Origin of the sequence: Tenacibaculum sp. A30, from assembly GCF_051200845.1 — a bacterium.
Taxonomy (GTDB): domain Bacteria; phylum Bacteroidota; class Bacteroidia; order Flavobacteriales; family Flavobacteriaceae; genus Polaribacter.
The window spans coordinates 1774323-1791038 of sequence record NZ_CP195160.1 but is presented as its reverse complement, the minus strand read 5'-3'; the positions used below and the strand labels follow the sequence as shown (position 1 = coordinate 1791038).

The 16716-nt window shown below is 32.7% G+C and carries 13 protein-coding genes; 4 read left to right on the top strand and 9 right to left on the bottom strand.

The annotated features are described in order from the left end of the window. Nucleotides 1-8: 8 nt before the first annotated feature. Genes ACR9ES_RS08575 through ACR9ES_RS08565 form a run of 3 tightly spaced genes read right to left on the bottom strand, consistent with a single transcriptional unit; the run spans nucleotide 9 to nucleotide 3787 of the window. Nucleotides 9-995 carry a tetratricopeptide repeat protein gene (locus ACR9ES_RS08575; RefSeq protein WP_435253913.1) on the bottom strand — a complete coding sequence of 329 codons (987 nt, stop codon included), beginning with the start codon at nucleotides 993-995 and terminating at the stop codon, nucleotides 9-11. 58 nt (nucleotides 996-1053) lie between these two features. Then, complete coding sequence (locus tag ACR9ES_RS08570; RefSeq protein WP_435253912.1) at nucleotides 1054-2070, bottom strand: sugar phosphate nucleotidyltransferase; 1017 nt, start codon at nucleotides 2068-2070, stop codon at nucleotides 1054-1056. Between the two features lie 55 nt (nucleotides 2071-2125). Next, complete coding sequence (locus ACR9ES_RS08565; protein ID WP_435253911.1) at nucleotides 2126-3787, bottom strand: ABC transporter ATP-binding protein; 1662 nt, start codon at nucleotides 3785-3787, stop codon at nucleotides 2126-2128. Nucleotides 3788-3918: 131 nt separating this feature from the next. Between ACR9ES_RS08565 and ACR9ES_RS08560 the strand changes: the two genes are divergently transcribed. Further along, a complete protein-coding gene (locus ACR9ES_RS08560) occupies nucleotides 3919-5778 on the top strand; it encodes an ABC-F family ATP-binding cassette domain-containing protein (RefSeq protein ID WP_435253910.1) in 1860 nt (619 codons plus the stop codon). A 48-nt stretch (nucleotides 5779-5826) separates the two neighbouring features. Here the strand turns inward: ACR9ES_RS08560 and ACR9ES_RS08555 are convergent, their stop codons facing one another. Then, a complete protein-coding gene (locus ACR9ES_RS08555) occupies nucleotides 5827-6543 on the bottom strand; it encodes a 3'-5' exonuclease (RefSeq protein WP_274635304.1) in 717 nt (238 codons plus the stop codon). Further along, entirely contained in the window at nucleotides 6533-8293 is a 1761-nt protein-coding gene (locus tag ACR9ES_RS08550; RefSeq protein ID WP_435253909.1) for a DUF4153 domain-containing protein, read from the bottom strand. The genes ACR9ES_RS08555 and ACR9ES_RS08550 overlap by 11 nt, the downstream gene beginning before the upstream one ends. 173 nt (nucleotides 8294-8466) lie before the next feature. Between ACR9ES_RS08550 and ACR9ES_RS08545 the strand changes: the two genes are divergently transcribed. Together ACR9ES_RS08545 and ACR9ES_RS08540 are read left to right on the top strand one after the other, a co-directional pair. Then, entirely contained in the window at nucleotides 8467-9165 is a 699-nt protein-coding gene (locus ACR9ES_RS08545; protein ID WP_435253908.1) for a response regulator transcription factor, read from the top strand. Between the two features lie 57 nt (nucleotides 9166-9222). Beyond that, nucleotides 9223-10269, top strand: a complete 1047-nt coding sequence (locus tag ACR9ES_RS08540) for a sensor histidine kinase (protein WP_408037122.1) — start codon at nucleotides 9223-9225, stop codon at nucleotides 10267-10269. A gap of 38 nt (nucleotides 10270-10307) precedes the next feature. On the opposite strand, the gene purD is transcribed toward ACR9ES_RS08540, so the two are convergent. The 4 genes from purD to rnpA all read right to left on the bottom strand — a co-directional run bounded on the left by purD (nucleotide 10308) and on the right by rnpA (nucleotide 15448). After that, on the bottom strand, nucleotides 10308-11582 hold the full coding sequence (purD, locus tag ACR9ES_RS08535) for a phosphoribosylamine--glycine ligase (RefSeq protein WP_435253907.1): 1275 nt from the start codon (nucleotides 11580-11582) through the stop codon (nucleotides 10308-10310). 147 nt (nucleotides 11583-11729) lie between these two features. Beyond that, nucleotides 11730-13409, bottom strand: a complete 1680-nt coding sequence (locus ACR9ES_RS08530) for a DUF6909 family protein (protein ID WP_435253906.1) — start codon at nucleotides 13407-13409, stop codon at nucleotides 11730-11732. Nucleotides 13410-13449: 40 nt separating this feature from the next. After that, nucleotides 13450-15075, bottom strand: a complete 1626-nt coding sequence (locus ACR9ES_RS08525; protein WP_435253905.1) for a S41 family peptidase — start codon at nucleotides 15073-15075, stop codon at nucleotides 13450-13452. Next, nucleotides 15065-15448: a ribonuclease P protein component gene (gene rnpA, locus ACR9ES_RS08520; RefSeq protein WP_274635111.1), complete on the bottom strand. Its 384-nt coding sequence runs from the start codon at nucleotides 15446-15448 to the stop codon at nucleotides 15065-15067. The genes ACR9ES_RS08525 and rnpA overlap by 11 nt, the downstream gene beginning before the upstream one ends. Nucleotides 15449-15526: 78 nt before the next feature. On the opposite strand from rnpA, the gene ACR9ES_RS08515 reads away from it, so the two are divergent. Then, the gene (locus ACR9ES_RS08515) at nucleotides 15527-16699 is read left to right on the top strand and encodes an acyl-CoA dehydrogenase family protein (protein ID WP_274635110.1); all 1173 of its coding nucleotides are present in this window, start codon (nucleotides 15527-15529) and stop codon (nucleotides 16697-16699) included. The last annotated feature ends 17 nt before the right edge of the window (nucleotides 16700-16716 follow it).

The window sequence follows — 16716 nt, the reverse complement described above, 5'->3', positions numbered from 1 at the left end:
GGTTAGTTTTATTTTAAAATTTTGGCTGCTTTATTCTTGTAAGAATTTGATTTTTTAATATCGTTCAACCCATGATAAGACCTTGCCATTTCTAAATAAAACTTTGCTTCTATTTCGTTATTGTCAATAACAAAATCAATGCCGTTTTGTAAGCTTACCAATGCTTTTTTAAAATTTTTGTTGTCATTGTATGCTTTACCATTCATTAAGTACACGAAAGGTTGGGCTGGAAAAAGTGTTAATCCTTCTTCACTGTACTTTAATAAATCAGAATTTTTTTCGGTAGCCAATTCATCTAGTAACGTTTTTAAATTAACAAATGACTTTTCTTTTTCAAAAAGCGATTTAGCATCGATATTTTCAGATGTTTTATTTGAGGCAACTACTTTTACCGTACGAGCAGTTAAGTTTTCCTCTATTTTACGCAGTTGAGCGTTTAATAATTTTGCCTCTCTTAATTCAGACAAGACAGTTTTTGCGGCTTCAACATCTTTGTTTTGAAGATGTAAATAAACCAATACTTGTTTTTTCTTAGGATGTTTTTCTACAATTTTTTGTTGTGTGATTATTGCATCTTCAAAATTAGCAAGCTTTCTTAAAATAGTGACTTTATGTTCTAGCATCCATAAATTACTAGGATCGTTAGTTAAAGCCATATCAATGTAGTTTAAAGCCTCAGGGTTTCTGCCTAATTGTGTATAGTTTTTTGAAAGCTCAAATAAAACAGCGGTATTGTTAGGAAGTATCTTATTGCACTTTTCTAAATGCTCAATCGCATTTTTATAATTGAAAATAGCCTTATCTGAAAGAGCTCTGAAAAAGTGTTGTTGAAACTCAAAATTGTTCCTTTCATTAACATCCACAGCAGCTGGAATGCTATCTTGAGCGTTAAGGTGTTGAGGTGAAAGGTAAAAGGAGAAAGTAAAAAGAAGAAAGAAGAAAGACAGAAAAACTCTCTTTTCTCTTCTCTCTTCTCTCTTTTTAATAAAAGGCACATTATAACAAAGGTTATTCCATTTGCCTAAAACCTTTAGCCTTTCCTCTTTTAAAAATTTATGTAAGTTCTGTATAATCACCTATACTTACCGATGTATAATTTGCATTGTATTTCGCATGATTTCCAATCATGGCATTATCTAAATTTGCATTTGAAATATGCACATTTGTTTGAATTAGTGAGTTGGTAATAGTTGAGTTTTCAATCACACTATTTTCACCAATTGAAACATAAGGACCAATTTTAGTGTTTTTCAACACTACATTTTTACCTACGTAACAAGGCTGAATAATTTCAGCATTCTCTAATACAACGTCTTCCGATACTAAATTGTTGCCATCAGCTTGTTCAAATCCTAATACAAGTTTGTTAGTATCTACCGTTGGATCTTTTTTACCACAATCCATCCAAGTACTTACTTTACCAGGAATAAACTTAGCTCCTTTTTGTTTTAACGCTTCTAAAGCTTCAGTTAATTGATACTCACCAGAAGGTCTGATATCATTATCAATTAAATAGTTAATCTCATCTAGTAATTTATCAGCATCCTTAAAATAATAAATACCGATAATCGCTAAATCAGAAACAAACTCTTTAGGTTTTTCAACAAAATCAGTAATAAAACCATCTTTTAATTTTACTACTCCAAAAGCACTAGGATCTTCTACTTGTTTAACCCAAATAGCCCCATCAGCATTGGCATCTAAAGTAAAATCTGCTTTAAATAACGTATCGGCAAAAGCTACTACGCACGAACCGCCTAATGATTCTTTAGCACAGTAAATAGCATGTGCTGTTCCTAACGCTTCTTCTTGAACATATACTGAACCTTTAGCACCTAAATTTTCAGCTATTTTTATTAATTTATCTTTAGTATCTGCAGGAAAACCTTTAGCAGCAGGTCCGATTATAAAAGCAATTTCTTCAATAGGTTGATCTACAACAGAAGTAATATCTTCTACTAATCGTTGTACAATTGATTTACCAGCTATAACCGTTAGTGGCTTAGGAGTTGTTAAAGTATGTGGTCTTAAACGAGACCCAATTCCAGCCATTGGTACTATAATCTTCATAATTTTCTTTTCGTTTTAACGGTGCAATATACCATTTATAACGCAGTGAAAAAAGTTATAATCCTTTTGGTATGGCGTTAATTAGCGTTTGTGTGTATTTTGTCTTCGGATGTTGGTAAATCTCATCAGCATCAGCTATTTCTTCTACCCTACCTTTGTTCATCACTACTAATTGATCTGCCATATATTTTACTACCGATAAATCATGTGAAATAAAAATATAAGTGAAGTTAAACTCTGCTTTTAACTGATTCAATAAATTCAAAACTTGTGCTTGTACCGATACATCAAGGGCTGAAACCGATTCGTCACAAATAATTAGTTTTGGTTGTAAAGCAATAGCACGAGCAATTCCTATACGTTGACGTTGTCCACCAGAAAATTCATGTGGATAACGATTAAAATGCGTTGCCTCCAACCCTACTTTTTCTAACAAGTTACACACGTATTCTTTTCGCTCTTTGTTAGAGTTTAAGATGTTATGAACTTTCATCGGTTCTAAAATCGCATTTCCAACAGTAATTCTAGGATTTAATGAAGAAAACGGGTCTTGAAATATAATTTGAATTTCTTTTCTAAGTTTTTTAAAGTCGCTTCTAGAGAGTTTAGTAATATCTGTTCCGTTGTATAAGATACTTCCCGAAGTAACTTTTTCTAACTGCAAAATAGTTCTACTCAAGGTCGTTTTTCCACAACCGCTCTCCCCTACTAACCCTAAGGTTTCGCCTTCATAAATTTTAAATGACACATCATTTACAGCTTTTACTACTGTTGGTTTTGACCACCATGAAACATTGCTGATAAAATCTTTATGTAAATCGACAATTTCTAATAATGGGGGTCTGTTGTAAATTTTTTGATGAAAAGCAGTGCGTTCTTCATCTGTATACACTGTTGAATCAATCGTATCGTTGATAAAATCGCTAACCGTAGGTAAGGTTTTTAGTCGTTTTTTTGTGTTGGGTTTCGAATTGATTAAAGCTTTTGTATAACTTTCCTTAGGATGCAGAAAAACATGATTAGCACTCCCTTTTTCAACCAATTTCCCTTTGTGCATTACTACAACATCATCTGCAATTTCAGAAACCAACGCTAAATCGTGAGAAATAAAAATAATACCCATACCAAATTCTTGCTGCAACTCTTTCAGTAATAAAATTATTTCTTTTTGCACCGTTACATCCAACGCTGTGGTAGGTTCATCTGCAATTAAAAGTTGAGGTTTACAAGCAATTGCCATTGCAATCATAACCCGTTGTTTTTGTCCACCACTTATTTGGTGCGGATACGAATTGTAAATAGCTTCTGGTCTTGGAAGTTTCACTTTTGAAAATAAAGAAATCACTTCTTCTTTAATTTCTTTGGAAGATAGTTGCGTGTGCTGTTGCAAAATTTCAGCCACTTGAACGCCACAAGTTAAGGTCGGATTTAAAGAACTCATAGGTTCTTGAAAAATCATCGCAATTTGATTTCCTCGTATTTTTTGAAAATCTGCTTCGTTAAATTCTAGTACATTTTGTTCATTAAAAAACAATTCTCCTTTTACAGTAGCTGTTTTAGGAAGCAACCCTAAAATAGCCAAAGAACTTATCGATTTTCCACTACCACTCTCTCCTACGATACCCAAAGTTTTATTTTTTTTGAGCTCAAAAGAAATACCTTGAACAACTGAAGGTGCATTTTTAAAAGAGATTTCTAAATTTTTAACAACAAGCATCTATCCTATAATTTTAAATAAAAGTACAATTAAAAAAATTCATCATAAGCACTTAATTAAAACTTTTAAAAAGAAAATAGATTACAGCGATTTGCTTGGGTTTTTCGTTTCTTTGCATAAAATTTTAGAGGATGAATTACCTATCAGTAGAAAATATAGCAAAATCATATGGTGAAAAAGTGTTGTTTGAAGATATTTCCTTCGGAATTAATAAAGATCAGAAAATAGCCTTTGTTGCAAAAAACGGTAGTGGAAAAACCTCTATTTTAAACATTATTGCAGGAAAAGATACGCCTGATGAAGGACAAGTTATTAGCCGAAAAGGAATTAACATTGCCTATTTAGCGCAAGACGATGACTTGAATCCTGATTTAACGATTGAAGAAACTATTTTTTCTACAGAAAGTACAATTCTTCCTGTCATCCAACAATACGAAAAAGCATTACAAAATCCTGATGATGCTGAGGCGTATCAAAAAGCATTTGAGTTGATGGAGCAACACAATGCTTGGGATTTTGAAACGCAATACAAACAGATACTTTCTAAGTTAAAATTAGATGATTTATCGCAAAAAGTAGGAAAACTTTCTGGTGGACAAAAAAAGCGATTATCACTAGCAATTATTCTGATTAATAAACCAGACTTACTAATTCTTGATGAGCCAACCAACCATCTAGATTTAGAAATGATTGAATGGTTAGAAGCTTTTTTTGCAAAGGAAAAAATTACCCTGTTTATGGTAACGCACGATCGTTATTTTTTAGAGCGTGTGTGTAATGAAATCATCGAACTAGATAACGGAAAACTCTATAAGTACAAAGGAAATTATTCGTATTACCTTCAAAATAAAGAAGAGCGTTTAGCTTTAGAAGCAACCAATTTAAGCAAAGCGAAAAGTTTGTTTAAAAAAGAGTTGGAATGGATGCGTCGTCAACCAAAGGCACGTACAACCAAGTCAAAATCACGTATTGATGACTTTTTCCAAATCAAAGAAAAAGCACATCAACGAAGAAAAGAACACGAAGTTCAGTTAGAAATTAACATAGAGCGTTTAGGAAGCAAAATAGTAGAGCTTCATAAACTGAAAAAGAACTTTGGCGACAAGGTAATTTTAGATGGATTTGACTACGTTTTTAAGAGAGGAGAACGTATTGGAATTATTGGAAAAAACGGAACGGGGAAATCCTCATTTTTAAACATACTAACGGGTAAAATTCCTGTTGATGGCGGGAAGGTAATTGTAGGAGAGACGGTAAAATTTGGATATTATACACAGAAAGGAATCCAAATAAAGGAAGGACAGAAAGTAATTGAAGTCATTAAAGAATTTGGAGAAGAAATACCGTTAACGAAAGGAAGAAGAATTTCTGCAGCCCAGTTATTAGAACGATTTTTATTCGACCGAAAAAAGCAACACGATTTTGTAGAGAAATTAAGTGGAGGAGAGCAGAAGCGCTTGTATTTATGTGCGGTGTTAATTCAAAACCCTAATTTTTTAATTCTTGATGAGCCTACCAACGATTTAGATGTGGTAACGCTAAATGTATTAGAAAGTTTTTTACTGGATTATCCTGGAAACTTAATGGTGGTATCACACGACCGTTATTTTATGGATAAAATCGTAGATGGATTGTTTGTTTTCAAAGGAGAAGGAGAAGTAGAAAACTTCCCTGGAAATTACTCGGATTACAGAGCGTATGAGAGTTCTTTACCACCAGAACCTAAAGAAGAGAAAACAGTTGCAGAAAAGTCTGAAAAAGCACCTCAAAAAGGAAAGCTGAGTTATAATGAAAAGCGTGAGTTTGGTCAGTTAGAGGTTGATATTGAAAAGTTGCAAAAAAAGAAGGTTAATCTTGAAGCGCAGTTTACCAACGGAGAAATAGCAATGGACGATATCAATGAAAAATCGCTTGAGCTGCAACAAATTATTGAGAGTTTAGAAGAAAAGGAAGAACGTTGGTTTGAGCTTTCTATGAAGTTGGAAGGGTAGAAGCCCACCCTAACCCTCACAAAGGGAGGAGTTTAGATTTTTCTTCTATTAAACGTTGATAATATCAATTTCGTCAACCAAAGGCTTGTTTAAAAATCGCAATAATAATTGTGCAACTGCTACGGTATCGCGCTCGCAATATTCAACAATCCGAGATAAGTTTTTCTCTTGATAATAAACATTAGCAACTTCGCTTCCATCAATATCTTGTTTGGGTGATGGAACCCCTAAAATAGCAGTGAGTAATTTTAAAGAAGTATAGTGTTTATAATCTCCAAATTTCCATAAATCCATGGTGTCTAAATGCGGAACTTCCCATGGTTTTTTACCAAATAAATTGAGTTTGTTAGGTAGTTCAATTTCATTGATAATCATACGTCGTGCGATGTACGGAAAATCAAACTCTTTTCCATTATGAGCACATAATAAGTGATTTGGGTGATTGAAATGCGTATCTAACAGGTTTTTAAAATCTAGTAAAAGTTTATGCTCATTATCGCCATAAAATGAAGTAACTCGTAGTTGATTTACGCCTTTTCGTTCTACAAAATAGCCAACAGAAATACAGATGATTTTTCCAAATTCTGCCCATATACCTGCTCGGTGGTAAAACTCTTCAGGAGTAAATTCATCTTTTCGTTGATACTGCGTTTTTAACGCATACAACTCTTGCATTTCAGGAGATAAATCGGTAAATAATTCTACTTCTGGAACGGTTTCAATATCTAAAAACAAAATGTTTTGTAAGTTGAGTTTATTCAGCATCTTTTTCTTTAATTAAAACATAAATAGTAGCGTTAGACAAATATTCTTCTAAGGCATTATCATCAATTTTTGATAAATTAATACTTTGAAAAACAAGTTTTACATTCAACATTTCAAAATGCTGTTCAATAGTCATTAAATCAAGGGGTAAATTATAATTGAGCTCTTGATTTTTAAGATTTTTAATCATTTCAGTACAGTCGATTTCACCTATTAAATCTTCTCCTGTAGAAATTTTTAGAATATTACTTCTTTCAGTTAAAGTAAATTGGTACTGATTTATAGAGTTTTTATTTTCGTGAAGGTTGATGTATAAACGTTTTAAAAAATCATAGTTTTTAAGATCTAACGTTATATTAAAATCATCCAAATTATAATAATAGGCTCCGTATAATTTTTCAGGACGATCTGTTGCTTTGATATTTAGAGTATCCATTAATTTTTCTTGTAGTTGCCAATGACTTTCAGTTTTAAATACGGTTTTAGGGTTGTAACCTATGGTTGCTGTAACTTTCTCTAGCTCGTCTTTTTTATTTAGGTAACGAATAATAGAACGGAGTTGATTCTTCTTTTCAAAAGTGGTTGAAAAATCAGTATTTTTAATATCGGTGTACACTTTTTCAAATCGTTGAACTTGACTTTTAGATGATACCGAAAAAGCTCCCCAGAACCCGAAGGAAACTAGCAAGGTTATAATTGCTAGACTTAGTGGAAATATTTTAATTTTTTGTTGTTTGCTAAAAATCATGTACAATGTCATGGCTAAAATCCAGAAAGCAAGCACAAGCACGAAATAGCGATTTTCGGTAATTCCGTATTCATTAACACGTCTAAAAATAGCCACAAAAAGTAATCCGATTAAAGGTAATAACAAGTAATAAAACCAAGGGTGAAATCTTCTAATAGCACGTGAGCTAGTTGTTTTTTGAATAGGATTGATCAGTGTTTGAACAATAAAACCTAAAAAAGACAAAGCAATTACCAAATACGAAACCCATCCTTTAGGTAAATTCCAATTAATCACAATTTTTAAACTGTATGCATATAAAATGATGAGGTATAAAATAACCAATGGAATTAAAATATACTTTACTAAAACTTCTAAAGCCTTGGTGTAGTTAATAGCAAGTTGATTGTGAATATCTTTTGGAAAATCAGAAAGGTAAATCCATGTGTTTACAATACCTATACAGATTACAAAGACTTGTAAAAAACGGTCTCCCTTAACATTAATATTGAATAAATGTTTAACAGCAAGCAATGCTACTACGATTCCTAAATAAAGAATTAGTGAAAAGAATAGACTTCTAACAATAGATATAAAAACAGATTTTAAGTAGTTAAAATACGCCGATTTATTCCATTTTGTAATAAAAGGAGCAATCATTACAAACAAATGACCTGCTATAAAGTAGAGAGCAAACCTTGTGAGTGTGTTTTGATGAATTTTGTTTTCATTGGTTTCAAAAGTAAAATAAAACACTACTAAAAAACCTAGGACAACGATGAACAACCACGAAAGATTTTTCTTAAATTGTTCTTTTAAAAAACGAGTAGCTATTAACCAGCTTACCCCTAAAACAAAAGTTAAAATAATTTTACCATTAGCAGTACGATCAAAAGTGTCTGCTTCAATAGTAAATAAAGTAAAAAATGTACCAATAACTACCCAAGCAAGTGTTATAGGAAAGCGGTTAAATGTATTTTTAGCTTTTGATAGAATCTCATCAAGAGACGGAATAATTTTCATAGAATTTCTTTTTATAAAGATACAAAAACAATGAAAAAATGGAAATTTTTGTGCTTTACGAGGTGTTTTTTTAAGTAAAAGTTTATTAAATATTAAATGAACGTTAAGTTAAGAATGTGTATCAAGCGTTTATTATTTTATGATTACTTTTGGATATCAATTATAAATGAACTATGAATACTAGCGATTTTAAAATTCTACTAGTAGATGATGAACCAGATATTTTAGAAATTGTAGGTTACAATTTAAAATCAGAAGGATATCAGGTTTTTACTGCCAATAATGGGGCAGAAGCTGTAAAAACAGCCAAAAAAGTAACTCCACATTTAATTTTATTAGATATCATGATGCCAGAAATGGATGGTATCGAAGCTTGTGAAAAAATTAGAAATATAAAATCTTTAGAAGATGTTTTAATTTCTTTTTTAACTGCTAGAGGTGAAGATTACTCGCAAGTAGCTGGTTTTGATGCGGGAGCTGATGATTATATTACAAAGCCTGTTAAACCAAAAGTGTTAATAAGCAAGGTAAAATCATTGCTACGTCGTTTAAAAACAGAAGAAAAAGCAGATACAACCACGAAAATTGGAGATATTATCATCAACCGAGATGAGTATGTTGTTTTTAAAGGAGATGAAAAAATAGCGTTGCCAAGAAAAGAGTTTGAACTATTTTCTTTACTAACTTCAAAACCAGGAAAAGTATTTAAAAGAGAAGTAATTTTAGATAGCGTTTGGGGGAATGAAGTTGTAGTAGGTGGTAGAACTATTGATGTGCATATTCGTAAACTACGCGAAAAAATAGGAGATAACTATTTTAAAACGGTTAAAGGGGTAGGCTATAAGTTTGTGCTAGACGAAGTAGACAAATAATTTTTGAACTCAAAAAATAATAAGTAGATTGCTAGCTAGCAATCTATTTTTTTATCTATGGTAAAAATAAAAAAAACATACAGATACGCCCTTTGGTCGGCATTCTATTCTACGTTATTATCGTTGATAATAGCAGTATTATCATACCTGTTTTTAGTTAATATTTTAGGAATTGGTGCAGTTATCGTTTTTGGTATCGCCATGTTTATTGTGTCGTTTTTTGTCATACAATATCGAGCAGAACATTTTATTTACCAACGAGTAAGAAAGATGTATGAAGATATTTCTATTTTAGATATCAACGATTTAAAAAGAAAGAAAGTAACGACCGACGTTGAAGAGCTTACTAAAAGTGTACAAGAATACGTTGAAGGGAAAAGTGAAGAAATAGCCCATTTAACGCAGCGAGATTCTTTTCGTCGAGATTTCTTAGGAAACGTAGCCCACGAGTTAAAAACACCATTATTTACGGTGCAGGGATATATTTTAACGCTATTAGAAGGTGCTGCAGATGATAAAGAAATTCTTGCTAAATATTTAGATAGAGCTAATAAGGGTGTAGAGCGATTAACCTCTATTGTAAAAGACTTAGATATGATTGCTAAGTTAGAAACAGAGGGAATGAAAATGAATATACAAACATTCAACATTATTGAGTTGATTCAAAATGTGTTTGATTTGTTTGAAATGAAAGCTAAAAAGAGAAACATTACACTGCGTTTCGATCGCGTGTACGATTTTCCTCACTTAGTAAAAGGAGATGTTGAACGAATTGAACAAGTATTAATCAATTTAGTGGTAAACTCAATAAAATATGGTAGAGTAGGTGGTGTAACCACCGTTAGTGTTGAACCGTATAATCAGAACAAGTTTATCATTAAAATAAACGATAATGGGGAAGGAATTAAACAAGAACATCTTTCACGTTTGTTTGAACGTTTCTATCGTGTAGATCAAAGTAGATCTCGTGAGCAAGGAGGTTCTGGATTAGGGCTTTCTATCGTAAAACATATTATTGAAGCGCATAACGAAACCATTCTTCTAAAAAGTAAATATGGAGAAGGATCTGAGTTTTCGTTTACCTTAGAAAAGGCAATGAAATAAAAAAAGGAGTTGATTATCAACTCCTTTTTTTATTATTGTTATTTTAAATCGAATCCAATATCTTTTCGATAATTCATTTTATCAAAAGCTATTTTATCGATGCTTTTGTATGATTTTTCTAAGGCTTCTTCAATAGAATTTCCAAAAGAAGTAATTGCCATAACACGTCCTCCATTTGTAACTACTTTTCCTTCTTTTAATGAGGTTCCAGCATGAAAAACAATCGAATCTTCTACAATATCAAAACCAGTAATTTCTTTTCCGTTTTCGTAAGCTTCAGGATATCCACCAGAAACTAACATTATAGTAGTTGCAGTTTGTGGAGTAACTTCGTACGATTTTTCTCCTAAAGTTTGTGTAGCAACCCCTTCAAACAACTCTAATAAGTCTGATTGAATACGAGGTAATACTACTTCTGTTTCAGGATCTCCCATACGAACATTGTATTCAACTACTGATGGATTTCCGTTGTCATTCATCAATCCGATGAAAATAAATCCACGGTAATCAATTCCGTCTTTTTGTAAACCGTCAATTGTAGGTTTAACGACCAATTCTTCCACTTTCGTTAAAAAATCATCCGTAGCGAAAGGAACAGGAGAAATAGCGCCCATACCGCCTGTATTTAGCCCTGTATCGCCTTCTCCAATACGTTTGTAATCTTTAGCAGATGGTAAAATTTTATAATTTTTTCCGTCAGTTAAAACAAAAACAGATAATTCTATTCCTTTTAAAAACTCTTCAATAACGACTGTTGATGAAGCGCTTCCAAATTTTTGATTGGAAAGCATTTCTTCTAATTCAGCTTTAGCTTCCTCTAAATCGTTTAAGATTAATACTCCTTTTCCAGCAGCTAATCCGTCTGCTTTTAATACATATGGAGGATCTAAGGTTTCTAAGAATTTTTTTCCTTCAGCTAAAGTTTCAGTAGTAAAAGATTGATAACGAGCTGTAGGAATGTTGTGTTTTTCCATAAACTGCTTCGAAAAATCTTTACTTCCTTCTAATAAAGCACCATCTTTTTTAGGCCCGATTACTGGAATGTTTTTCAACTCTTCATCAGCTAAGAAAAAGTCATGAACTCCTTCAACTAAAGGCGCCTCAGGACCTACAACTACCATATTGATATCGTGTTGTAAAACGGTTTCTTTTACCTGTGCAAAATCAGTTGGATTGATAGCTATATTTTTAGCAATTGCATCGGTTCCTGCGTTACCAGGAGCTACAAAAAGGTTGTTGATTTTTGTGCTTTCTGAAAGTTTTTTAGCAAAGGCGTGCTCTCTACCGCCCGATCCTAAAATTAGAATATTCATTGTGTGTGTTGTTGTATTGTGAGTGCAAATATAAAATAAGAAAAAAGGCTATGGGCAAAACCGGTCTTTAAAATTGCATAAAAAGCAAAAAAGACCTCTTTTTAAACTAAAAGAAGTCTTTTTTTATTTTTGATAGTCGTTCAACGACTAGAAAATTTGCTCAAGTATTTTTTGTGTAATGGCGTAAGTTGGTGTTACTCCGCTCATTCCAAGTCCACCAGAAGCCAGTGTTGCACCAGTTTCTAACGGGTTATCAGAAGCGTAGTAAGCATAACGTACTTTTACATTTTCTGAAATATTTCCTCTAATTTTTGAAGCAGATTGAATGGCTTTTTGGTAGTGTGCGCCTTCCATTTCTAATCCAATTACATTCCAAGTAGAATCGTGGAAGAATTTTAATAAGTCTTTGTTTTGAAGCGATGTTCCTAATACAGTAATCATAGCTCCATCAAAAACCTGAACACCAAAACCTTCTAAATCTTTTTTTGACAATTCATTTTTAAATGGATAATTATCAGCAGTTCCTTCAAAAATATGTGAAGAAGGAATCATGATATCTCCTTTTCCGCCTTCTAAAATACCAGCTTTACCCATGATAGAAACCGATTGAACATCTAAATGGATTGTATTACCTCCGGTTTTATAAGGCTTTAACAATTCATCCATGGTTTCAAAAGCTTGCTCACCAAAGGCATAATCCATTACGATAATTACAGGTTTTTCTCCAACTGAATTTACTTTGTTAAAAGAGTTGGTATCAAAATCAACTTTATCAGTGTCAATAACTTGTACATTGATATTGGTTCCTGAAGTATCTTTAATGTAAATCAACCCATTTTCCGAAGCATAATTTTTTACAGCAGATTGTAAAGCACTACTGTTAGAGTTACTTAATAATTCAAATAACTGAAAATCTTTGTGTTTTTTTGCTTCTTTAGGTAATGCGTTTTTACCATAAATACTATTCATTACACTGTGCATGTTTGCACTGATGATATGGATAGGACGTTCTATTAGTCCGTTATCTAACAAGACTTTTTTGATACTATTCGCCCATAATTCCCCGTAATAATGATGACCGATTTCTTCAGTTAACACTGAACTGAATTTTATAGAGCGTTTTTGATCATATAAAGATTCGTTAATGGCTAGCTTACCTAACCAGTAAATTAAATGGAAAAATCTATTCGGGTTTTCTTCTGTAGAAAAGGTGTTGTATGCGTCATAAATTTCGTCATAGGTTCTTCCTAAAATGTTACCAAGATGTACTACAATTACATCTTTTTCTTCATCAGTAAGAGTTTTGTTATGTAGTACGATATCTTCTAAGAGTAACCATTCGCGAATGAAGCTTTCTCCATTGTTAATTACAACACGATCTTTTATTTTATGAGACTCGATAAATAAAAATGTCAAGTGTGTTAGAATATCATAAATTTCTGAACGACCACGCGTAATTTCGATATTCATTTGGTTTTTATCAATACGATAGCAGTTTCTCCTTCTTTTAGGAGGTACAATCGCTTTGAATTTAGAATTTCGATAGCCTTCGTCGGCGGTTAAGTAAATAAATTGACATTCTTCAATTCCTTCAGGTAAACGTTCAATAACGTATACCAATCCGTTTAATTCGGTTTTGTCTTCAGCAATCGACCCATAAATTTCTGGGCGTAATGATAAAAGTGATTTACGTAAAGTTTCACCTGAAACTCCCATCGGTTTATAAAAACCACGACTAAAGAGGTGTCGCATTGAGATGTATAAACGCTCAATAGCGCTTGTAGATTCGTGTGCTCTTGTACGTTCTTTTTGGATAGGTTTTGACATATGTTTTTAAAGTGCAAATATACAAATTATATTCTGGAAGCTATTTTTCTAAAATACTGTTGTACTTTTTGGTATCGTTTAACAGCGTAACAGCATTTTTAATAGTGATATCATTTTTAAATAAATGTTTATACATTCCTTCTTTGTAGGTGTAGCGCTCAACTATTTCATTTTCAATTTCCTTTGAAAGCAAATCTTGATTTTCTACAATCTTTGCAACCTTTATAGCTTTTAGTTGTTGAATGATTGTAGTATATTCTGGAGTAATAATTTTATTGTTTTCTACCGACTTGTATGCAGACTGAAATAACCTTTCTTCGTTAGAAACAAAAGCGGTGTCCTTACGAAGTAAATATTCTTTAAAGCTATTAAAATCCTTAGATGTAAACGTGTAGTTTTCGGCAGATAAATTAGGATTTTGATAAGTGAAATCGGTTACAAAATTAAAGATGGCTCTTGATTTAAGTAATTCATCAGTTTCTTCTGTTTTTTTAGAAAAGTCACTAACAATATCTGGCGTTACACCACCACCATCGTATACTTTTCTTCCGTTTTTAGTAGTAAATTCATTAAGAGTAGTATCTGAAAACTTAGGCACTTTTCCTGTTTTAGGGTCTCTATTGGCGTAATCTAATTCTTGAATACAACGCCCACTAGGAGTATAGTATTTAGAAATAGTAATTTTCATTTGAGTTCCGTAACTTAAATCAAAGTAACGCTGAACTAAGCCTTTTCCAAAAGAACGTTCTCCCATAATTACTGCTCGGTCATAATCTTGTAAAGCTCCTGAAACAATTTCTGAAGCTGAGGCTGAACGACCATTTATCAACACTACAATAGGAATATTGGCATCTAGCGGATCTTTGTTAGTTTTATAAGTTCTACTATTTTTTTGACTTTTACCACGAGTGTCTACAACTTTTAATCCCTTAGGTATAAAAAGGTTTGTAATATTAACAGCGTCGTATAAAGATCCACCAGGGTTGTATCGTAAATCAAACACAAGTTTTGTCATTCCTCTTTTTTTAAGGTCGGCAAAAGCGTTTACAACACCTTCTGTTGCTTTTTGACTTATAAATCGTGTTAAAACAATGTATCCGGTTTCAGCATCAATCATGTCATAAAAAGGAACGGGATTTAAAATAACTTTATCAAGTTCTACCAATATGTTTTTTGTTGCTCCGTTTCTATTTACTCTTAAAGAAAGTTTTTTACCAGGAACTCCTTTCAACATCTGTGAAAACTGGCTTCTTTCTGTGCTAGACAACTCCACGTCGTTTACAGTAGTAATAATATCACCTACTTTTAACCCTGCTTTATCAGCTGAAAAGCCTTTGTATACTTCAGAAATAACAATCCCTTTATTTATAGTATAAGTAGAAATCCCTAGACCACCATATTCACCTTCACGGCTAATACGAGCATCTTCTACATCTTGTTCGTTAAAGAAGTTTGTGTAAGGATCTAAGTTTTGAAGCGTATTTTTTATTGCTTTATCAGTAAGATCACCAGGATTAATTTCATCAATATAATTGATGTTTAATTCCTTAAAAAGGTTGTTATAAATTTCAATTTGTTTAGCGATCTCAAAAAAACGAGATTGAAAAGAAAAGAAAAGAGAGATGATAATGAGGGAACCTAAAATAAGTGCTGTTCTATTTTTCATCTTGAGTAATTTCTGTAATAAACTGTGTTAATAATTTCTTCATTTTATGCTCAATATCAGCATATTTCCATTCATCTCTTGCAAGATAAGAAATCATAAACACATATTGTTTATCTACAGCCTCATAAATTGTATGTTTTTCTTTTCGGTAAGTTTCTCGTAATAAACGTTTAATCCGGTTTCTGTCTACTGCTTTTTTAAAATTCCGTTTCGGAACAGAAACTCCTACTTGTGCAGGAAATTTAGAGGTGTGTTCGGCTTGTATATACACCATTCGAAGCGGAAAAACTTTAATTATTTTTCCTTCTTCGTAAAGCCTACCTATCAGCTTTTTACTCTTTAACCGTTCCTCTTTTCCTAAAGTAAATCTCATCGGTACAAACATACGGAAACCCTAGAAAAAAATCATTTTTTTAATTACATTTGAAAGAATTCTAAAACTCGACTAACTATGGATTTATTTCAAGCTCCAGATTATTATAACATTGATGATTTATTAACTGAAGAACATAAGCTTGTTAGAGACGCTTCTAGAGAATGGGTAAAACGTGAAGTTTCTCCTATTATTGAAGAATACGCACAACGAGCAGAGTTTCCTAAGCAAATAATTGGAGGGTTAGCAGAAATTGGGGCATTTGGACCTTATATTCCTGAAGAGTATGGAGGAGCAGGATTAGATCAAATTTCATATGGTTTAATTATGCAAGAAATTGAAAGAGGAGATTCGGGAGTGCGATCTACTGCCTCTGTTCAATCTTCATTGGTTATGTATCCAATTTATAAATACGGAAATGAAGAGCAACGTAAAAAATACTTACCAAAATTAGCATCTGGAGAATGGATGGGGTGTTTTGGTTTAACAGAACCAAACCATGGAAGTAATCCGGGAGGAATGGAAACTAAGTTCAAAGATATGGGAGACCATTATTTATTGAACGGAGCAAAAATGTGGATTTCTAACGCACCGTTTGCACAAGTAGCTGTAGTATGGGCTAAAAATGAAGAAGGACGTATTCATGGATTAATTGTTGAGCGCGGTATGGAAGGTTTTACAACTCCAGAAACACATAACAAATGGTCGTTAAGAGCTTCTGCTACTGGAGAGCTAATTTTTGATAACGTAAAAGTTCCTAAAGAAAACTTGTTGCCAAACAAATCTGGTTTAGGAGCTCCGTTAGGATGTTTAGATTCTGCTCGTTACGGAATTGCTTGGGGTGCTATTGGTGCTGCGATGGATTGTTACGACACAGCGTTACGTTATACGAAAGAACGTACTCAGTTTGGTAAGCCAATTGCACAATTTCAACTGCAACAAAAGAAATTAGCTGAAATGATTACTGAAATAACGAAAGCACAATTATTAGCTTGGAGGCTAGGTGTGCTTCGTAACGAGGGGAAAGCTACCTCAGCACAAATATCTATGGCGAAGCGTAATAATGTAGATATGGCTATTAATATTGCCAGAGAAGCGCGTCAAATGTTAGGAGGTATGGGAATTACAGGAGAATATTCAATAATGAGACATTCAATGAATTTAGAAAGTGTAATTACCTACGAAGGAACTCACGATATACACTTATTAATTACGGGGTTAGATATTACCGGGTTAAATGCTTTTAAATAAAAAAAGAAGAAGAAGCA